The sequence below is a fragment of the Aquimarina sp. KJ22-3 genome (assembly GCF_055808215.1).
The window spans coordinates 3,964,732-3,985,645 of record NZ_CM147859.1 but is presented as its reverse complement, the minus strand read 5'-3'; the positions used below and the strand labels follow the sequence as shown (position 1 = coordinate 3,985,645).

The following is a 20,914-nucleotide window of genomic DNA, read 5'->3' as shown; positions in this document are numbered from 1 at the left end:
ATACGGTGTGCTTTTTAATAATTAGTTTCGATAACGGTTGTCTTTGCATCTCCCCAAAGTCCTTCTATATCGTAAAACTCTCGAATATGCTTTTGAAATACATGAACAACAACATCTACATAATCAATTAAAACCCATTCTGCATTTTCGCTCCCTTCAACGTGCCAAGGTTTGTCCTTAAGCTCTTTACTAACTGTTTTTTGGATGGAATTTACTATTGCGTTTACCTGAGTATTAGAAGTACCATTGCAGATTACAAAATAATTACAAACCGTATTTTCGATTTCTCTAAGATCCAAAATATTGATGTCATTACCCTTAACTTCTTCAATACCTTTTATAATTTGAGTAATTAATTGATCGTTACCGATTTCTTTTTTAATCATGCATTTTTTTTATTTGTGTAAAGTTATTACTTTTTATTGTTTATACGTCCGTATTGTGGGACATTTATGAAACTTTTACACCTTTTTGTATGCTTATAATCAAAGTTGATGCCATTGACTCTACGAATACTTTTCTTCGCAACCTAAATCGAGAAAAAAGTTGGAGAAACCTGTTTGTGTTTTGGCTTTTGAACAACTTGCTGGGAAAGGTCAAATGGGAACCGTTTGGCAAAGCAACCCTGGCGAAAACCTTACCTGTAGTGTGTTTATGCCTATAGAGAAGGTTGCATTAAAGGATCAGTTTTATATTTCGATTACAACTTCTTTGGCAGTTTATGATGCACTGCAAAATATGATGATTCCTAAATTATCTATCAAATGGCCAAACGACATTCTGTCAGATAGATTAAAAATTTGTGGTATCCTAATCGAAAATATCGTTAAAAATGGCAGTCTGGAAGGGGTTATTATCGGTGTAGGCTTAAATGTCAATCAATCAGAGTTTATCGATTTGCCTCAAGCAGGATCTATCAGACAAATTTTGGGACAACCAGTGGATATAGAAGAAGTGTTACATGGGTTTTTAAATGCCCTGGAACATCGTTTTTCGTTGCTGAGTCCTTTGTATTTTGAAAAGTTGAAAGAAGAATACGAAACATTGCTATTCAGAAAAGACAAACCCTCTACATTTGTGGATGTAAAGGGTGATTCTTTTGTGGGTATCATACAGGCAATAACCAATCAAGGAAAATTGCAAGTGATGTTAGAAGATGCAATCATTTCTACTTTTGATTTAAAGGAGGTTCGATTGCTCTATTAACCAATTTATTATTAAAGCTTTCCGATATTCTCGGTAAGTGTATTGATAAAGTTTTGAATTGGATTTTTGATCATCATGGCCATCATAGCGTTAAACTGACCTTCAAAAACCAATTGTGTAGTACTTTTTCCGTCTCCGGTGTCTACGATATCTGCAGTCAAAGTAAATGGTAATTTGTCGCTAGCAGCACCCAATACTACTTTAATCGGACTTTCGCTTGATTTTTGTTCCAAAACCAATTCTGGCATACCTTTTAATTGAAAAAGAAATCTGGAATCACTCAGTTTTTCAAACTTTTGTTTGCTCTCTGGCATCAACTGCTCAAAGTTCTCCACCTTTGTTAAAAATTCAAATACCTCTTCTGCGGTTTTATTTACGGTTACCGTAGGGCTTTCTAAGTTCATAAATTATTAATTTGTTAAATATTCCATTCAGCCGGATTCGTTCTCCAGCCTTGGAGGGTTTTTAATTGCTCCTGATTGATATAGCTTGTGTCCAAAGCTTGTTCCAGGAGATTTTCATAATTACTGAGTGTGTGCAAGGATAGTGCCGCATTTTTGAAATTGTCATCTGCTATTTGGAAACCGTAGTTAAAAATAGCAACCATTCCTAGCACTTCAGCATTTACTTCATTAAGCGCTTTGACTGCATTCAGGCTACTTTTCCCAGTGCTGATCAAATCCTCTACAACTACGACCTTTTTGCCTTCAGGAACAATTCCTTCGATTTGATTTTTACGACCATGTTTTTTGGCTTCTGGTCGTACATAAATGAATGGCAAGTCAAGGTGCTGTGCCACTAGCATTCCGATACCGATTGCTCCGGTAGCAACACCAGCGATCACATCAGGGTTTCCGTAGGTCTCTTTGATAAAGTGAGCTAGGTTTTCCTTAAGGAAATTTCGTATTTCTGGATACGATAAGGTAACTCTATTGTCACAGTAGATAGGAGATTTCCATCCCGATGCCCAAGTAAAAGGTTCTTGTGGTTGTAATTTAATTGCGTTAATTTGCAGTAATAACTCAGCAGTTTTTTTTGCTGTATTTTTGTCAAAAATCATAGTTGCAAATGTATAAAGTTTTTGTGAATAATACGCCTATTATTCTTTCTACAAAAAAGACAATAGAGGGGTATAAAACAATCTCGATTAAAGATGTAGATTTTCCTCCGATCATTAGAGATATCCTCAAACAAGAAGGAGAAGGAAAGGAAGCCAAATATCATTTTTATCACAAGAGTGAGGACAAGCTCATGGATCATTTGTACGAAAAACTTCCGGTGGTGGTTGCAGGAGGAGGAAAAGTCTATAATAAAGAGATGGAAATTCTCTTTATACGTCGTAATGGGAAATGGGATTTACCCAAAGGAAAGATTGAGAAAAAAGAACATATCGAAACTGCAGCCATACGAGAGGTAGAAGAGGAAACCGGAGTTTCTGGCCTTGAGATCACAAAGTTTTTATACAAAACCTATCACATATTTAAGCGAAACGGAGAGTTTCGACTTAAAGTCACCTACTGGTTTGAAATGAAAACTGAGTACGATGGAGCACTAGTACCTCAAACCAGTGAGGGCATCACCAAAGTGAAATGGAAAAACAAGAAAAAAGCAATGAAGGCGCTAACTAATTCTTACGCCAACATCAAAAAGCTTTTTTCTCACGACTATTTACCGTAAAATTCGATATACCGGGTACCTAAGGTGTGAGGTTTCGTAATTGCTCGATTGTTTGTGCAACCAATCTAATTGTGCGTACCAGTTATTGGCAAAAGCAGTATCTTTTTTCTTTTCTTCAAACTTTTCTTTCAAAGCAGGATTATTCATCAACAATTCTTTGGCTTTGTCTTCCCAGACATAAGGCGAAAATCCTTCCTTTTGCTGTAGTATGGTGTCAAAATAATTCCAGTTAAAAAAAGAATCGGTAGCTTCTGGTTCCAGAGTTTCTAATAAATATCTAAATCCTTTTTGAGCTACAGGAACAATAAGATCACCTTGTCTAAAATGAATAGTCTCTTCACTTTTGGTCACCGAGGTTTCAAAATGTAAATAGTGCCCTTCATATGGCGTTTTTCGGGATTTGTAGTCCTTGATGTGATAGGTTTCAACAGTAATAGAAGAATCCTTGGATAAAGGTGCGAATTCGATCTTATTTTGTTTCAAACGATTGATTACATTCCACCATCCTTGAGGGATTACATAGGCTTTAGGAACGACAACCTCAGTTTTAGGAATAAAGAAATCCTGATAGGTAACCTCTTTGGTATACGGTTGATTTTGGTCGTATTTCAATCTTTTTGCTCCTGTAAGATCACTGTCGATAAATTTCCCTTCATATCCTTTAAAATCAAATTTGGTGCTCCTGGTAGTATCAATCACCCAGTTTACAGGATAATTTTTTTGAGTTGGCCAGTTAGAGAATGCTTGTTCTCTTAATGAGCGTATAGTTGCTCCGTCTTTTTCGGTGATATCAATCATGGATCTCATTAATTCATAAGTCCCTTCAACTCTTTTTTTGTAGGGTTTAAGCATATGCGTTTCTACCATCATCCCTAGGGTATTCCATAGTGTTGTGTATCCCGTAGAGTACCTCGGAGAGTCCATAAACTGCTGCCATCCCTTATCAGGGGTAGTTCCCCATACGTTTACATAAGGGGTGATATCCCACTCTTTTTGAGCCAAAGATGTTTCTAATTGAGGCTGCATTTGGGTATGTAAATATTCACCGAGCTCTTTCCCAAGTTTGCTATGTTGCGTAAAGAGATGGGTCAAAGTGTACTGATAATCCGCGCCATTGCTTACATGGTTGTCGATAAAAACATCAGGTTGTACCAAATGAAAGATTTGTGAAAAGGCATTGGCGTTTTTAGTATCACTTTTGATAAAATCGCGATTCAAGTCGAAATTCCTTGCATTTCCCCTGAAACCGTATTCTTTTGGACCATTTTGATTGGTTCTGCTACCAGAGTTACGTTGTAAGGCTCCACCTATGTTATATACAGGAATGGTTGTCAAAACTGTGTTTTTAGGCATCTCTACCTTGCCTTGTACAAGATCTCTAAAAAGCATCATTGTAGCATCTATACCGTCGCTCTCTCCTGGATGAATCCCATTATTGATTAATAAAACTCTTTTTGAAGATCTGATGTTTTCAAAATCAAAGGTTTTATCTGGATTAAGAGTTACTAAATGCAATGGGAAACCACTGTCTGTGGTACCAATTTCCTGAATAGCAATTTCAGCATAGGTTTTATCAAGATCTTCATAATAACGGATAACGTCTTGGTATGTTGGGGTTTCGGTACCATTACTTTTTTCAAAAAGTGTTATAAAATCAGGTTGTTCTTCTGTTTTGTTTTCTGAAGTAGAACACGAAATAATAGATAGTAAGCTGAAAGCGAGTAAAATTTTGCGCATGATTGATGAATATGAAAGCCAAATATACTAAGTTTTCGAAATTCATGATTTCTAAAACGTTATAGTCCTTTGCTACTTACAGATACGCTTCGATTTTGCTTGTTTACCTACAAAATAAGCGTATTTTTGCACCCTCAAATACCATAGCTATGACAGAGTTTGTAAGAAAAAGAGTGGCGAACGCCAAAAATGACATCCTATCCGGATTAACAGTGGCACTGGCATTGGTGCCAGAAGCTGTTGCTTTTGCCTTTGTGGCTGGGGTAGATCCTTTGGTAGGTTTGTATGCTGCATTTATGATCGGTTTGATCACCTCAATCTTTGGGGGTAGACCAGGAATGATTTCTGGTGCAACGGGAGCATTAGCGGTTGTAATGGTGCATCTGATAGCAGAAGGAAATGCCATGGGAGCCGAAGGAGAAGAACTCGGGCTATATTATCTGTTTGCAACAGTAATTTTAATGGGGATTATCCAAATGCTAGCTGGTGTTTTGAAGCTAGGTAAATTTGTACGCTTGATACCGCATCCTGTAATGATGGGATTTGTAAATGGTTTAGCTATTGTAATTTTTCTTTCTCAATTAGGGATGTTCAAAGAGTTTGTAAACGGAGAGAAAGTATGGATGCAAGGAGGAGATTTATTTTTGATGTTAGGCTTGGTCTTGTTAACTATGGGAATCATGTGGGGACTACCAAAAATAAAAGCTACTGCTAAATTGCCGGAAGCACTTATAGGGATTATTGTGGTTTCTGCAATTGTTATTTTAGGAAACCTTGACGTAGCTACTGTTGGTAGTTTTATTAGAGATGGTGGAGGAGAAGGACTAAAAGGTGGACTCCCACAATTTCAATTTGATATATTCAATAAAGTGCCAATGACCTGGGAAACATTAAAATTCATTGGTCCATATGCAGTAATACTTGCTGCTATTGGTTTGATAGAATCATTAATGACCTTAAACTTAATCGATGAACTTACCGAAACCAGAGGAAATTCGAACCGAGAATGTCTGGCTCAGGGAGGTGCCAATATCGTAACAGGTCTGTTTGGAGGTATGGGTGGTTGTGCAATGATTGGGCAATCGATTATCAATATTAAAGGAGGAGGACGCACCCGACTATCCGGTATTGTTGCTGCAATTACGCTTTTGATGTTTATCTTATTTGCTTCAGGACTTATTGAGCAGGTGCCTATTGCCGCATTGGTTGGAGTGATGTTTATGGTAGTGATCGGTACGTTTGCCTGGTCAAGTTTCAGAATTTTAAATAAGATCCCTCTTACAGATGCCATAGTATTGATAGCCGTTTCATCGCTAACCGTATTCTTTGATTTGGCTGTGGCAGTTATAGCCGGAGTGATTATGTCTGCGTTGGCTTTTTCTTGGGAGAGTGCAAAACGAATTCGAGCAAGAAAGCATGTTCGAGAAGATGGTACCAAAGTGTATGAAATTTGGGGACCTCTTTTCTTCGGAAGTATACAGGCCTTTAACAACAAGTTTGATGTAAACAATGATCCCGACCAGGTAGAAATTGATTTTATGGAATCTCGGGTAAGCGATCATTCGGCGTTGGAAGCTATCTGGGCGTTGGTAGGAAAATATGAAGAAGCAGGAAAAAAGGTGAAAGTAAAACACCTGAGTGAAGAATGCCAGGCACTAATGATTAAAGCATCGCCACGATTGGCTAGCGTAATTGAACATAATGTAGATGATCCTCGCTACCATGTGATGGCCAAAGTAATGAAATAAAAACGTATATTTCGATTTTAAACGAAGTATACAAATAGATGGACATTCCTTTTGAACCTGTAATTTTTGGTATAAAAGTGAATGTCCATTTGATTTTGGAATATGCCGCTTTTTTTGTTGGTTTTAGATATTACGTATACCTAAGGAAAAAAAGTGTAGATCCTATCTCCTCAACCAATCGATTGTCTATTATTATCGGTGCAGTTTTCGGAGCTTTTTTTGGTTCCAGGATTGTTGGGTTTTTAGAACACCCTATTTTCTCTTTTGATTTAGAACATTTGATAGCTATACTTAGTGCTAAAACGATTATGGGAGGGCTTTTTGGAGGACTCTTGGGAGTAGAGTTAGCAAAAAAGATCATTGGAGAAAAAGAATCTTCGGGGGATCTGTTTACATTTCCTATTATTTTAGGAATTATTATAGGTAGAGTAGGGTGCTTTCTGGCGGGAATCAAAGAATTTACCTACGGAAAGGAGACCACTTTTTTTACCGGGATGGATTTGGGAGATGGACTTGCAAGACATCCAATAGCACTCTACGAAGTAGTTTTTCTACTTCTTTTGTGGATAGCATTGTCTTATGCTAAAAATAGACAAACCTTGGAAAAAGGGTTGGCTTTCAAGTATTTTATGATTTGCTATTTCTTGTTTAGGTTCCTTATCGAATTTTTAAAACCCAATATCTTTTTGATCTTTGGACTAAGTAGTATTCAGTATTTGTGTATCTTATGCTTTGTTTATTATCACAAAACTATCAAACACAAATTGTTTTATGCCAACAAGATCATACACCTATTATGATTACACACTAAGCCTTTGTCCAGAATGCCTTAAGAGAGTTGATGCCAAAATTGTTTTTGAAAACGATAAGGTGTATATGCTCAAGAATTGTAGAGAACATGGAAGATCAAAGGTCCTTATCGCAGACGATGTAGAATACTATAAGAACATTAGAAATTATAATAAACCTTCAGAGTTTCCTTATAAATTTAATACCAAAACCGATTATGGTTGTCCCTATGATTGTGGGTTATGTCCGGATCATGAGCAACATTCATGTTTAACAATTATTGAAGTAACAGATCGATGTAATCTTACTTGCCCGACATGTTACGCTTCTTCTTCACCACATTATGGGCGTCATCGTACTCTGGAAGAAATTAAAAAAATGTTGGATACTATAGTTGCTAATGAAAAAGAACCCGATGTGGTACAGATAAGTGGGGGAGAACCCACAGTGCATCCACAATTTTTTGAAATTTTGGATTATGCCAAGCAATTGCCAATTCGCCACTTGATGCTCAATACCAATGGCATTCGGATTGCCAAAGACGCCAACTTTACCAAGAAATTGGCTAGTTATATGCCGGATTTTGAAATATACCTACAGTTTGACTCTTTACAGCCAGAAGTATTACAAAAACTAAGAGGAGAGGACTTAACCAAAGTTCGAAAGCAAGCAATAGCCAATTTAAATGCAGAAAATTTATCGACAACATTGGTGGTCACTCTGGAAAAAGGACTAAATGATAATGAAATAGGAAATATTTTATCTTTCGCCACTCAACAGACATGTGTTAGAGGAGTTACCTTTCAACCGACACAGATCGCTGGACGATTAGAAGATTTTGATGCACAGTTGAATCGAATAACACTTACCGAAGTAAGGAGAAAAATTCTGGAACAGTTTCCAATTTTTGAATCCGATGATCTGATTCCCGTACCCTGTAATCCAGATGCTTTGGTGATGGGGTACGCATTAAAAAATGAGGACGGAATACTGCCGCTAACTCGATATATCAATCCGGCAGATTTGTTGGATAATGGAAAAAATACGATCGTTTACGAACAAGATCAAGAGCTACATGGTAAAGTCTTGGAGTTGTTTAGCACGGGTAACTCGGTAGAAACAGCTTCAGAAAATTTGAAATCGATCATGTGTTGTCTACCAGAAATCGATGCACCTAATTTGGGGTATGATAACCTTTTCAGAGTGATTATTATGCAATTTATTGATGCCTATAATTTTGATGTAAGAGCGATTAAAAAATCATGTGTGCATATCGTAGATAAAGATTATAAAATTATCCCTTTTGAAACAATGAATCTGTTTTACAGGGATGATAAAAAAGAATATTTAGAACAATTAAGAAAAGAAGTGATATGATGTATAACCTTACCATACTAGAACCGGGGAACCTTGACGGGCTGATTTACTTAATCCTTTTTATTCTTTTTGGACCTCCAGCATTCCTGGCTTTGATAGGTCTTTTTTTATTTAGATCGAAACACAAAAAAGCCGGTAAAGTATTTTTTATTCTGGCTGGAATCTATCTTGTAGTAGGACTCGGAATATGTGGAGCGTTACTCGCAGGGTTTTAAGCTCTCTTTAAAAGAAATAAAGTCTCATTAAGAACTTCTGTAGCGTTGTTTATGCGACTATTGGCATCATATTTTTTCGAGAGTTCAAATTCATCAGTAGCTTCAGAAATGGTATAGCCTTCAAGGTCTTGAAAATAGGAATACGGTATAGTTTGGTGGGAAAACGGATCGTTGGCATCATTATGACTATCAAAATAATGGAGTAAGCGTTTGTATACCGAAGTGTTTTCTACTTCAGGTAAGTAAGTAACACAACCTACTTCGTCTTGTGGTTTTTGCAGTAAATTAAAAACTTGAAATAACTTATCCGTAGTCGTCCTGTCTAAGAAAAAAATACGCCTTCAATTAATATAAAGGTGGGTGTTTTTTTGACCAAAGGTCGAATAGCATTTACAATTTCTTCTGCAGAACGTCGATTGAAATCTACCGCCAAATATTCAATTTCCCTTTTGGGTAATTTCCCTTGTGTTGTCCAGTTGTCAATTTTTTCCTTTTTGTATTGAATAATATCTTCCTTGTCAATTTCTATGGTATTGACACTCTCGGGTAACGAAAATTGATACATACTAAATCCAGAACCGAAGTTAATCAAAGTACCTCCGTTTTCGGTGTCAAAAAAGGATTGCATTTTTTCATAAAAAAACCGATTTCTTACACTATGCAAAATAGCTTCGTGTTCAGAAACACTATCCAATATTTCAGGGATCAAAGCATCTGTGGCAGCGTTGTTCCATAATTTGGCATAGACATCTTTACTGATGTCTTCATGAAAAGAGCGATAGGTAGATACTACAAAAGCGGTTTCGTGGATTTGCATGGTCGTGTTTTTTGTTAATTTCTAAAATATTGAGCAAAGAATTAGATCTCTTTTAAAAAGTTTAACACTTGGTATAAAAATCCTTTTTATAATTTTTGGTTGACCAAATTTTTTCAAATACTCAAAGAAAATAAACGAATTCTACCTCAAAAACTGCGAATTCTATTTTATCTCATTTTCATTGTCTATAAATCGTCATTTTGTTGCTTTTGAAATTATGTAATTGTCTCATTATTAGAATTATAAATTAAAAACACGCAATTGGTACAAGGTGTTATTAATTTGTAATTATTCGATTATATAATTGTTAAACCCAATCAAACTAAACTAACTCAACAATGAAAAAAAACAGTATTCTTAAAACCTTATTGAAAAAAACTGTACTGCTGATGATGGTCATTACCTCTTCATTAAGTGCAAAAGACATTTATGTTTCAAAAACCGGAAACGATGCTAACCCCGGAACAGCATCACAACCCTACAAAACCATTTCAAAAGCATCGGCGGTAGCACAAGCTGGAGATGTTATTATTATTGGAGAAGGAACCTACGAAGAAGTGATTCGACCAGCAAGATCTGGTGTGGCCGGTAGACCAATTACTTATGTAGCAAAAGACGGAGAAAAAGTAATTATCTCTGCTATGCAGGCGTTAAGTGGTTGGCAAAAAGACTCGGGCGTGATTTACAAAGTAAAAGTGAACTGGGATTTGGGCCAGGAAAATTTTGTAATGAACGGAAATACAGCAATGGATCTGGCTCGTTGGCCGAATAATGTAGATGGAGATGTATTTACGCTTAATTCGAAAAGAAATGATGGAGGGAGTGGTTCTAACGTGGTAAACGGGGCGTATCTCACCTCTTCACAAATTCCAAATATAAACTGGAAAGGAGGAACGGTATTCTTTTATGGAGATAAGCCGGGGTCTGGATGGATCGCCTGGAAAGCATTTATAAATAGTAGTACTTCTGGAAGAGTGAACTTCACTTTGGATAAAAACCCAAATTGGATCAGAACGTTTCATGCCCCAGCCGACAAAGGAGACTTTTACCTGGAAGGGGTAAAAGGAGCATTAGATTATCAAAACGAATGGTGGTTTAATAGTAATACCAAAGAATTATTTGTACAAATGCCAGGTGGAGCAGCTCCCGCCAACGGAGTAATCAGTATGCGAAGAAGAAATATAACCGTAGATCTTTCTGCTAGAAGCTATATTCATATCAAAAATCTAGCTGTTTTTGGAGGATCGATTAACATGCCTAATAATTCTGGGAATAATGTTATTTATGGAGTTTCTTCTTTTTACGGAAATCATACCCTTGGTGTGCAAAAAGGATTTTCTGCAAATAAGCAGAGTATCTTACTAGAAGGTAATAATAATAAAGTAGAAAAGTGTGAAGTTGCCTTTGGTGCAGCAAATGGAATTAAAGTAGGAGGTAATAACAACAAAATTCTTAACTCTAGAATTCATGATTTCAATTATATAGGGTCTTATGATGCTCCTATTAATGCCCGAGGAGGAAGAAATACTCTGTTTAGAGGGAATACTATTTTTAGAGCAGGACGAGATGGTGTTCAATTCTTCAATAACAGCAGTGAGTTTGCGTATAACGATGTGTATAGAGCAAACCTTATCAACGATGATTGTGCTCTAATTTACACAGTAGGAGGGCCTCATAATGGAGAAATACACCATAATTGGTTTCATGATAATGAAAGTCGTGGGAGATTGAGAAAAGCAGCAGCTATTTATCTGGATAATGATGCCGAAGCATTTTCTGTACACCACAATGTAGTGTGGAATATTGAGTGGACTGGAGTTCAAATCAACTGGAACGGTAAAGATATCGACATCTTTAACAATACCCTCGTAAAAACTGAGGGAGGTGCCATGGGAGCTTGGCATAAAGCCGGAACGGCATTTTCTAATGTTAAAGTATGGAATAATATTGCTGATGTTGAATCTGTAGATGATCCGAATACGCAAGAAGATGAAGGTACTTTTGAAAGAGATGCAGACAAACAGAACAATGTAATTACCCAATCTGGGTTTTTGAACTACAACGGAAACAAGTTCAACTTAACCGCTGGTTCTCCTGCGGTTAATGCAGGTAGACAAATCTCAGGAATTACTAATGGATATGTGGGATCAGCTCCGGATGCTGGAGCCTATGAATATGGAGGAGAAAACTGGGTGCCTGGGATCGATTGGAATCCAGCGCTTGGTCCTACTGGTCAAGGATGTTATGGTCTACCAGGAGAAAGCTGTTCTGATGCAAATACTGCTCCTGCTATATCATTTGCTACACCTGCCAATGGTGCTCAATTGAACCCTGGTAGTTCTTTAGCGGTAGAGACCAATGCTTCAGATGCAGATGGATCTGTAGCGTATGTAGAACTCTTCGTAAATAATACGTTTGTAAGGAGAGAAAATTTGGCACCATATCAGTGGGGGCAAGCCAATCAAAATGATCCATTATTACAAAACCTTACCGCAGGAACTTATGAGTTAAAAGCCGTAGCCTATGATAATGATGGTGATAGTAATCAAGCCACCATTACTATTACTGTAGGAAACCCGTTACCAAGTGTAGATACTATAGCATTTGTAAATGCTCCTACTACCATTGCTCCGGCAACTTCGTACACTTTTAGTTTAGATTATGAAGCTTCTGCTGATAGAGAACTTGTTGTGGAGTTTTGGTCTTCTAACAGCTGGATAGCTCAACAAAATGAAATAGTCGCTGCAGGTTCTGGAACTAAATCCATAACAGTAACGCTACCAAATGCGCCAGAACCTGGAACAGGATATGTTTACAAAGCACACATCCGCCCACTAAATAGCTCTTGGCAAAATGCATTGGACAGAGATCAGGTGAACAATGTTACCGTACAACAACCATACGGCGATAAGGTGAGTTTTAAAAATGCACCTCTAGCCATTACTCAAGCTACTTCGTATACTTTTGATATTGATTACGAAGCCTCAACCGATAGAGAGATTATCGTAGAGTTTTGGTCGGCAACCAATTGGATTGCGCAAGAAAATATAACTGTAAGTGCAGGAAAAGGAGTTCAATCAGTTACTGTTACTCTTCCTGGTTTACCTAATCCAGGAAGCGGTTATGTATACAAAACGCATATCAGACCACTCAATACCACCTGGAGAGATTGGTTGGATAGGGATCAGGTTACTGGAGTTGCTATTAATGCCTTGAATACGCAAATCATTCCTGATGGTGCATATTTGATTACTTCGGCTGTAAATGATCAAAGATTATTATCAAGAGCTTTAGAGAATCACAGTGCCAGAATGGTCGACCCTGGTAATTTTGATGATCAAAAATGGGAATTTACTCACTTGTCGGATGATGTGTATACGATTCAAAATAAAGGAACCGGAAGATATTTAGAAGTTCCTTATGGAGCATGTAATGATGGTTCTAATGTAGCAACTTGGACTAATGCCGTAGATGCACATAAACAATGGAAAGTTGTACAAAATGGAAATGGAATTTATGGTATTAAGCCGAAGCATTGCTTAGGGCGTGGATTGGATAGAGCCGCCGGAAAATCAAATGCTAACGTACAGATTTGGGGATATAGTGCTACAAACACAAATCAGAAATGGAAGATCATAGCAGATAATACTTCGAGCAAGAACAATGTTACCAGAGAAGTAGCAGATATTGATGCAGAGGGTCTTATCGTTTCTCCTAACCCAGTTAAGGAAGTATTGAATTTACATAATATCAAAGAAAATACTTCAGTTAAAATACTAGACATCACTGGGAAACTGATTTTGTCTCAGAATTTGAATCAAAAGGATCAAAATACTCAAATCGATGTCTCGCAACTCATGAATGGGATTTACTTTATTTCTGTAGGCAATTTATCGCCTATAAAGTTCATGAAAGAGTAATAGGTATTAATAATAATATATTTAAATAAGAAAAAGGAGCCTTAAAAAAGGCTCCTTTTTTTATTCTACGGCTACAAAAATATCAACTTCGGCGTTGGTGGGATCCATGGCTCTATTATCATAGACTTCAAAATCTGTAGTGTACTTTCTGTCTAAATCTGATTTCCAAATGTTAGCCCAGGCATTTGGGATGGCATCTTTGGTTACGTCTCCTTTTGCAATAAATTTTGAGTAATTTCCGTCTTTGATTGTAGTGCCTACCAAACCTTCAGGAATATTATCCAGAGTACTTACTTTGTATCCAACAATTGCCGTATAATACCCAGCAGGACCATTTTCGTAATCTGTATAGATCCCATACATCGTATCTTCAATTCTGTTTGGGATAGTATGTACTGTTTCCTGGTCTATGAATTTTTTCCAAAGATTCTGAATATCCTGAGTGATATGTTGATCTTCGTTTCTAGTTCTTACAGATAGTCCGATAACATGAAATTCGTTAAATGATGTAGTTGTCATAATTTTGTTGTTTTAAGATGAATACTTCACCAAAGTTATATGTGGGTTATGACAACCTTATGTCAGCAGGATATTTTTGTTTTTGAAATTATACAAAATTTAGCTTGGTAAAGGCTTTATTAAGGACTTTATGATCATTTACTTCTAACCAATTGTCTAGAATAGTAGCATAAACACTTCTGAAATCCACGGTGTATTTGATATCTCCATTGTTATCTAAATCAGACAAGTTAGGAAGCTCATTATATACTCCAGGTTTTTTTAGACTACCACCTATGAGTAGAACGTTATTAGCAGCACCATGATCCGTTCCTCGACTACCGTTTTGTTGTACGCGTCTTCCAAATTCAGAAAAAGTAAGGATCAACGTGTCTTTAAATCGATCGTTCTTTTTTAAATCCTTTACCAGTGCATGGATACCATCGGCATAAACTTTTAGTAATCGATCCTGGCTGTTCAATTGATTTACATGACTATCAAAACCACTAAGAGAACTATAATACACACGGGTTTTTAAACCTGAAACGATAAAATCTGCAATCGTTTTCAAGTTTCGAGCAAAGGGGGTTTGCGGATATTGGGTTTGTGTTGTATAAATTTTAGATGTGTTATGAATATAAGATGCCGAAGAATACGTTTCTAACATGGTTTTATATAAATAACCTTGATTATCTTCATTCAGCATATTTTGATCTACATGGGTAATTACATTTTTAAAAAATGGTTCGCGGGTAGTTCTATGTAATTGTTTGGGATCAGAAACGGCAATTCCATTTTTGTCGTTGCCTTTTAGAGCTAGTGAGAGCGCACTATCTACTTCAATAGCCTCATACGGATGTTGGCAATTGGCATCCAGGTATCTGCCTACCCAACCTGTTGATAGATACTGATTTGTATCACTTGCCGTTTGCCAAATATCCGTACTTCTAAAATGAGAGCGGTTAGGATTCGGGTACCCAACGTTATTAATAATAGATATCTCTCCAAGATCATATAATTCTTTAATAGGTTTTAAGCTATTGTTGAAAGCCAAATCATTAGTTATTGATAGGGTTTCGCTAGCTTTTTTTGCAATAGATGGACGTAAGCGATGGTAAATGTCATTGCTTACTGGTATAATTGTATTTAACCCATCGTTTCCTCCTGATAGTTGAATGATAATCACATTTTTGTATCCAGATAATTGTTCTGGAGACAGGAATTCCATCCCTTTTAGAAATGAGGGAATCAATGTCATTCCTGATGCAAAAACGGATTGTCTTAAAAAATCTCTTCTTTTCATAATAGGATTATTTTTAGCAGAGTTGATATTCTGGTAAACTCAAAACAGCAGTAACATAATTTTTGAGATGATCTTCACTCAAATCCAATATCGAAGTATGTGCCGCAGGCGATAGTTCGGGTTGAATGAGGAAGTCAATGAGTTCAGTTTTGTTTTTTTGTTTGGCTATAGTTAAAAAACTATTCCAGTTGGGAGTTGCTTTTACCTTCTTCTGAAGTTTGGTCTTCATCTTTTGATACAATTGCTGTTTCATCATCGTATTTTCAGAAGGGGTTTTATCCCATTCGATGACACCACTATTCAAGGTGAGCGAAGGCAGTTTTAATCGAAGCATCAGTGTAGAGTTGTCTATCCAGGCTTTGCCACCTGGCCAACCGGCTACATTTGGCGGAAAAAACAACATTTGATTTAACTTCTTTTGAAGATATAGCAACACCTTTGGGTTCTCATAGGTAACCTTAAATGGTCGACTAAGGCCGACGATCAGCTCAATAGGAGATTTTATTTTAGACCCAATATTAACGGGTTTATAAAACCAATCGCTTTTCAGCAAGCTTTTCATCACAGCAGAAAGATCGTAGTTCGAGTTGTAAAGTACTTCAGTAAGTTCTTCTACATGTGGGTCTATAATAGTATCATTGACAAAGTATTGATATAGTTTTTGGCAAATATATCTAGCGGTTTGTTTTTCCTCTAGCAATATTCGTATAACATCTTCTCCTGTAAAATTTCCTGTTTTTCCCAAGATAGTCTTACTCCCATAATCATGGTGTGCGCTACGAAACATAAAGCTTCCCATTTTGGTAAAATTCCATCCTGTAAATGCTCTTGCCGCTTCTTTAATGTCATTTTCAGTATATCCATTATCTCGCCCCAGTGTAAATAGCTCCATCACCTCGCGCGCAAAATTTTCATTAGGATGATCTTTTCGGTTTTGTCTGTTGTTCAAGAAAATCAACATCGCAGGAGATTTTGAAACTTCCATCAACATATCGCCAAAATTTTCTAATGCGTTTTTTCTGATGACATTATTAAGATGAAGACATGCTCTTGGAGTTCTTAAACGAACCGCAAAATGATCATGAAAAAATAAGGTCATCTTTTCTCTGAGTATGCTTTCTGTTGTGATAATTTGATTGAGCCAAAGAAGATTCAGTTCGGTCATTTTTGTATTGCGAAGCTGTCTTAGCTTTCTACGTTCTTCTTTGGATAGTTCTTTAGGATTTTTGAGCAACGCGCCAAAATCCATTTGTAAGGGTGTAATGGCAGTGTGTTTTTCAAATAATTGATCTACAATCTGATCTTTAGAAAGCGTATTAACGGTTTCTAATTCCTGATATGAAATTCCAAAACCGGCACGCCAGTATAGGTGTTGTATTTGTTTATTTGTAAGACGCTTCATTACCAATGCTTTTTAGTATAGGACCGTCTATTTTAAAAAAGGTTTAAAAAAAGCCTTCAATATTTTTTGAAGGCTTTAGCATATGATGATGAGCATATTACTTACTCACATTGTATTTCACTTTTGGTATCATTACCTGTAGCATCGTTTTGAGTAATGTCTTCGGTAAACAAAACGAACTTGTCAATACCATGCCCTTCAGATCTTCCTGAAACCTCTATGGTATAATCGCCGGGAGTATCAAAGACCACAAAAATATTATGGGCGTCATTGTCACTGGTAGAAGATTGCCAATGCCATTTATTAGCCATATTCATATATATTTTAAACCATCCATCTTTACCCGATCCGTTTGGCGTAGTGTTTTGTTGACCAGCACTCTCGGGAATAGGATCCAAAGTAGTTCCTTTTGGATATACAATATTTCCATTGTTTTTTCTCCCGTAGAAGTGTTTGGCATCTGGTATTCTAAGCCAGGAATCATTATGTTCAGATCCATTTGATCCTATAGTGATATAAGATCTCCAAATAAAACGATAGGTACCCGTCTTGGTAATTCTTACTTTGTAGGTTAAGGTCCCATTGCCTGGTTCACCTAGAGAATTCTCGCCATTCCATACCAGGTATCCATCACCAGAAAATTCAGCAATATCAGTTGTTAATGTCCAATCCGTATTAGAAAAATTTCCGTTTTCAGATTCAATAATCAAAACTCCATCTTTTTCAATATAGACAGCTGTTTTGCCTTCTTCACAGGATCCATTAGCTGGATTTGTATCTGGAGTAGGAGTAGGGTCACCACCCGTTTCATCGGGAGAGGCTTCATCATCACCACTACAGGCAATAACTAAAGAGACAAGAATAAGAAGATAGAGTAATTTTAGATTTTTGGTTAGCATGAGTAATAAGCGTTAAGTTGATAAATAGAATTGGGTGTCTAATAAAAGGCTATAACGTAAAAAAATAAAAATAAGTATCGCTAAGGTTACTTTACTTTTACGGTATCCGGTACCAGTCCGGTTACATCTCCGCCGTTACGGATGACATCACGTACGATAGAGGAAGAAATATAACTCTTACCCGAAGAGGTTAATAGAAAAACGGTTTCTATTTCAGACATTTTACGATTGGTATGAGCGATGGCTTTTTCGAACTCAAAATCCGCAGGGTTACGCAATCCTCTAAGAATAAAATTAGCGTCCTGTTTTTTACAAAAATCTACGGTAAGTCCTTGGTAGGTCATTACTTTGATTTTTGGTTCATCTTTGAAGGAATCTTCAATAAATTTTTTCTTTCCTCGAGAGAGAACATATATTTTTTTCGGCATTTACTCCTATCGCCAGGATAATTTCATCAAAAAGAGTTAAACCTCTTTCTATAATATCATAGTGTCCTAAAGTGATGGGATCAAAAGATCCGGGAAAAACAGCTCTTCTCATGAGTTTACAAATGATGATGTGTTTACAAATATAACTGAAATAAAAAATTATATAAACTATCCTTTCTGTATTGCTTCTTCAATGGTGTTGGTGATTAGTTCTTGTATACTTATCCCAATAGCAGCTGCTTGCTGTGGAAGAATACTGGCTTCAGTAAAACCAGGATTGGTATTCATCTCCACAAAGTAAGGTTCTCCATCATGAAAAATATACTCGCTTCGCGAAAACCCTTTCATTTTTAAGATTTGATATATTTTTAAAGCAAGTACTCTTACTTTTTCCTCATCTTCTTTGGATAATCTAGCGGGTGTAATCTCTTGAGATTTTCCTAGATATTTGGCTTCGTAATCAAAAAACTCGTTTTCAGAAACAATTTCAGTAATTGGTAAAACCAGATCTTCTCCTTTGTAAGTAATGACACCAACTGATACTTCTGTACCGCTCAAAAAAGATTCAATAATGATCTCATCATCTTCTTTGTAGGCTACCTCTATTGCAGGAAGGAGTTCATCTTCACTTTTTACCTTAGAAACACCATAACTACTTCCTGCTTTATTAGCCTTAACAAAGCAAGGTAGACCAACAGTATTCAAGATGTCTTTTGCGTTTATTGTGTCTCCTTTATTCAAAAAGTAATTGGTAGCCGTTGGGATTCCGTAAGGTTTTAAGGTACTGATACAATCTCTTTTATTGAAAGTAAGTGCTGCCTGGTAGAAATCACAAGCGGTTTGCGGAATTCCGATCAATTCAAAATACGCCTGAAGTAGTCCATCTTCTCCTGGTGTACCATGTACAATATTAAACCCAACATCGAAAGTGATTTTTTGCCCATCCAGTAAAAGTGAAAAGTCATTCTTGTCTACAGGATGTTTTTTGTCGTCGTCATCCAGGTAGTACCATTCGTCTTTACTAATGACAATTCGAAAAGATTGATACCGATTTTTATCGATGTGTTTATGAACCACATTTCCACTTTGAATAGATATCTCATATTCGCTGGAATATCCCCCCATTAAGATCGCAACATTTCGCTTCATTGAATGACTTTTGAAAACAAAAATATCATTTATCTTATAAGAAAAGCTTAAAACTTTCCGTTTTTATATATTTGTCCAAACTATGAAGACATTTATGAATTTTTTCAAGGATCTTTTTGGATTTGTATACAGTAAAATATTTCTAATCCAAGTGGTTATTGCCATAGCTATGGTTGCGATATTAGCTTTTGTAGCTTTAGAATGGTTAGAAAGTACAACTAATCATCATCAGCGTATTGTTGTACCGAGTTTAAGTAAGAAAACGCTGGATGAGGTAGCTGGTATCCTTGAAGAGAAAGATTTGCGATACGAAGTGCAGGATTCTGCAAACTTTAACCCGGATTATCCTAGATATTCGGTGATAGAGCAAAATCCACCTGCAGGAAGCGAAGTAAAAGAGAATAGAAAGATATACGTTACCTTAAATCCATCAGGATATCGCAAAATTGAAGTTCCAGATGTGGTTCAAAAAACGAGAAGACAAGCAGAACCAAAACTGATTGCCCTTGGCTTTAAAATTGGTTCGGTTACTTATCAGCCTAATATCGCAAGAGATATGGTATTAGAAATGCGATTTAATGGTAAACGATTAAAACCAGGTACCAAACTAATGAAGACTTCTACTATTGATTTGGTTCTGGGTGATGGAAAATCAGGCTCAATTAACCTCTCAAATTAATTTTGGAAGAACACGTAGATACAGGAGATTTTGGTGCTAACGAAGATGATCTCTACGAACATTATCGATTTGTAGCGGGAGCAGGACAAGTACCACTAAGAGTAGACAAGTTCTTGATGAACTTTGTAGAAAACGCGACACGTAATAAAATACAACAGGCAGCCAAGGCAGGAAGTGTATTTGTAAATGATGTACCCGTAAAGTCTAACCATAAAGTGAAACCAAATGATATCGTTCGGGTATTGTTTGCACATCCACCTTATGAAAACCTGTTAACACCAGAAAATATACCTTTAGATATTGTTTACGAAGACGATGTGTTACTTGTGGTGAATAAACCAGCTGGGATGGTAGTTCATCCAGGGCATGGTAACTACTCGGGGACTTTGATCAATGCATTAATCTATCATTTTGATAACTTGCCCAATAACAGCAGCGATCGACCAGGGTTAGTGCATCGTATCGATAAAGACACCAGTGGTTTGCTGGTGATTGCCAAAACGGAAGAAGCGATGACACATTTGGCGAAACAGTTTTTTGATAAAACCAGTGAACGCGAATATGTAGCTATTGTTTGGGGTAATATTGAAGAGGATCAAGGTACGGTAGAAGGAAATATAGGTCGTCATCCAAAAAACAGATTGCAAAATACCGTGTTTGAAGGTGAGGAGGCAGAAAAGGGGAAACCAGCTATTACACATTTTAAGGTTTTAGAACGTCTTGGGTATGTGACTTTGGTTTCGTGTCGACTGGAAACCGGAAGAACCCACCAGATTCGTGTGCATATGAAATATATCGGGCATACACTTTTTAATGATGAACGATATGGAGGCGAAAAGATCCTTAAGGGTACTACCTTTACCAAATACAAACAGTTTGTAGAAAACTGTTTTAAGATATTACCAAGACAGGCTTTGCATGCTAGAACACTCGGTTTTGTGCATCCTACTACCGGAGAAAAAATGCATTTTGAAACTTCGATACCAGAGGATATGGAACAATGTGTTGAACGGTGGAGAAACTATGCAAAAAATCAGCTGTCTTCAGAATAGCTCTTAGCAATAAGCGTA

The 20,914-nt window shown here is 36.8% G+C and carries 19 protein-coding genes and 1 pseudogene; 9 read left to right on the top strand and 11 right to left on the bottom strand.

What is annotated here, in order from left to right; genetic code table 11:
- Positions 1-14 precede the first annotated feature (14 nt).
- Positions 15-386, bottom strand: a complete 372-nt coding sequence (rsfS, locus tag AC0L3Q_RS18370; RefSeq protein WP_073317339.1) for a ribosome silencing factor — start codon at positions 384-386, stop codon at positions 15-17.
- A 160-nt stretch (positions 387-546) separates the two neighbouring features.
- Between rsfS and AC0L3Q_RS18365 the strand changes: the two genes are divergently transcribed.
- Positions 547-1,206: a biotin--[acetyl-CoA-carboxylase] ligase gene (locus AC0L3Q_RS18365; protein WP_473281768.1), complete on the top strand. Its 660-nt coding sequence runs from the start codon at positions 547-549 to the stop codon at positions 1,204-1,206.
- 11 nt (positions 1,207-1,217) lie between these two features.
- On the opposite strand, the gene AC0L3Q_RS18360 is transcribed toward AC0L3Q_RS18365, so the two are convergent.
- Positions 1,218-1,610, bottom strand: a complete 393-nt coding sequence (locus AC0L3Q_RS18360) for an SRPBCC family protein (RefSeq protein ID WP_473281766.1) — start codon at positions 1,608-1,610, stop codon at positions 1,218-1,220.
- A 14-nt stretch (positions 1,611-1,624) separates the two neighbouring features.
- A complete protein-coding gene (gene pyrE, locus AC0L3Q_RS18355; RefSeq protein WP_473281764.1) occupies positions 1,625-2,266 on the bottom strand; it encodes an orotate phosphoribosyltransferase in 642 nt (213 codons plus the stop codon).
- 8 nt (positions 2,267-2,274) lie between these two features.
- Here pyrE and AC0L3Q_RS18350 point away from each other — a divergent pair, with 8 nt between their 5' ends.
- On the top strand, positions 2,275-2,883 hold the full coding sequence (locus tag AC0L3Q_RS18350; RefSeq protein ID WP_473281762.1) for an NUDIX hydrolase: 609 nt from the start codon (positions 2,275-2,277) through the stop codon (positions 2,881-2,883).
- Here the strand turns inward: AC0L3Q_RS18350 and AC0L3Q_RS18345 are convergent.
- A complete protein-coding gene (locus tag AC0L3Q_RS18345; protein WP_473281760.1) occupies positions 2,875-4,620 on the bottom strand; it encodes a M14 family metallopeptidase in 1,746 nt (581 codons plus the stop codon). The two genes, AC0L3Q_RS18350 and AC0L3Q_RS18345, sit on opposite strands and share 9 nt — an antisense overlap.
- Before the next feature lie 149 nt (positions 4,621-4,769).
- Between AC0L3Q_RS18345 and AC0L3Q_RS18340 the strand changes: the two genes are divergently transcribed.
- Genes AC0L3Q_RS18340 through AC0L3Q_RS18325 form a run of 4 tightly spaced genes read left to right on the top strand, consistent with a single transcriptional unit; the run spans position 4,770 to position 8,749 of the window.
- Positions 4,770-6,368 carry a SulP family inorganic anion transporter gene (locus AC0L3Q_RS18340; protein ID WP_473281758.1) on the top strand — a complete coding sequence of 533 codons (1,599 nt, stop codon included), beginning with the start codon at positions 4,770-4,772 and terminating at the stop codon, positions 6,366-6,368.
- A 38-nt stretch (positions 6,369-6,406) separates the two neighbouring features.
- A complete protein-coding gene (locus AC0L3Q_RS18335; protein ID WP_473281756.1) occupies positions 6,407-7,168 on the top strand; it encodes a prolipoprotein diacylglyceryl transferase in 762 nt (253 codons plus the stop codon).
- Positions 7,140-8,534, top strand: a complete 1,395-nt coding sequence (locus AC0L3Q_RS18330) for a radical SAM protein (RefSeq protein WP_473281754.1) — start codon at positions 7,140-7,142, stop codon at positions 8,532-8,534. The genes AC0L3Q_RS18335 and AC0L3Q_RS18330 overlap by 29 nt, the downstream gene beginning before the upstream one ends.
- On the top strand, positions 8,531-8,749 hold the full coding sequence (locus tag AC0L3Q_RS18325) for a hypothetical protein (RefSeq protein ID WP_473281752.1): 219 nt from the start codon (positions 8,531-8,533) through the stop codon (positions 8,747-8,749). The genes AC0L3Q_RS18330 and AC0L3Q_RS18325 overlap by 4 nt, the downstream gene beginning before the upstream one ends.
- 322 nt (positions 8,750-9,071) lie before the next feature.
- On the opposite strand, the gene AC0L3Q_RS18320 is transcribed toward AC0L3Q_RS18325, so the two are convergent.
- Positions 9,072-9,566: a class I SAM-dependent methyltransferase gene (locus AC0L3Q_RS18320; RefSeq protein WP_473281750.1), complete on the bottom strand. Its 495-nt coding sequence runs from the start codon at positions 9,564-9,566 to the stop codon at positions 9,072-9,074.
- A gap of 338 nt (positions 9,567-9,904) precedes the next feature.
- On the opposite strand from AC0L3Q_RS18320, the gene AC0L3Q_RS18315 reads away from it, so the two are divergent.
- Entirely contained in the window at positions 9,905-13,486 is a 3,582-nt protein-coding gene (locus AC0L3Q_RS18315) for an RICIN domain-containing protein (protein WP_473281748.1), read from the top strand.
- A gap of 60 nt (positions 13,487-13,546) precedes the next feature.
- On the opposite strand, the gene AC0L3Q_RS18310 is transcribed toward AC0L3Q_RS18315, so the two are convergent.
- From AC0L3Q_RS18310 to AC0L3Q_RS18285, 6 genes and pseudogenes are all read right to left on the bottom strand, one after another.
- Complete coding sequence (locus AC0L3Q_RS18310; protein ID WP_473281746.1) at positions 13,547-14,005, bottom strand: GyrI-like domain-containing protein; 459 nt, start codon at positions 14,003-14,005, stop codon at positions 13,547-13,549.
- An 88-nt stretch (positions 14,006-14,093) separates the two neighbouring features.
- On the bottom strand, positions 14,094-15,287 hold the full coding sequence (locus AC0L3Q_RS18305; protein WP_473281744.1) for a DUF1501 domain-containing protein: 1,194 nt from the start codon (positions 15,285-15,287) through the stop codon (positions 14,094-14,096).
- A gap of 13 nt (positions 15,288-15,300) precedes the next feature.
- On the bottom strand, positions 15,301-16,689 hold the full coding sequence (locus AC0L3Q_RS18300) for a DUF1800 domain-containing protein (RefSeq protein WP_473281742.1): 1,389 nt from the start codon (positions 16,687-16,689) through the stop codon (positions 15,301-15,303).
- Positions 16,690-16,790: 101 nt separating this feature from the next.
- Positions 16,791-17,588, bottom strand: coding sequence for a hypothetical protein (locus AC0L3Q_RS18295; protein WP_473281740.1), 798 nt, complete (start codon positions 17,586-17,588; stop codon positions 16,791-16,793).
- An 86-nt stretch (positions 17,589-17,674) separates the two neighbouring features.
- Positions 17,675-18,128 (bottom strand): annotated as a pseudogene (gene coaD / locus AC0L3Q_RS18290) (pantetheine-phosphate adenylyltransferase).
- A 56-nt stretch (positions 18,129-18,184) separates the two neighbouring features.
- Positions 18,185-19,165, bottom strand: a complete 981-nt coding sequence (locus AC0L3Q_RS18285; RefSeq protein ID WP_473281738.1) for a D-alanine--D-alanine ligase — start codon at positions 19,163-19,165, stop codon at positions 18,185-18,187.
- Between the two features lie 94 nt (positions 19,166-19,259).
- On the opposite strand from AC0L3Q_RS18285, the gene AC0L3Q_RS18280 reads away from it, so the two are divergent.
- Entirely contained in the window at positions 19,260-19,844 is a 585-nt protein-coding gene (locus AC0L3Q_RS18280) for a PASTA domain-containing protein (protein ID WP_473281736.1), read from the top strand.
- Positions 19,844-20,896 carry an RluA family pseudouridine synthase gene (locus tag AC0L3Q_RS18275; protein WP_473286962.1) on the top strand — a complete coding sequence of 351 codons (1,053 nt, stop codon included), beginning with the start codon at positions 19,844-19,846 and terminating at the stop codon, positions 20,894-20,896. The genes AC0L3Q_RS18280 and AC0L3Q_RS18275 overlap by 1 nt, the downstream gene beginning before the upstream one ends.
- Positions 20,897-20,914 lie beyond the last annotated feature (18 nt).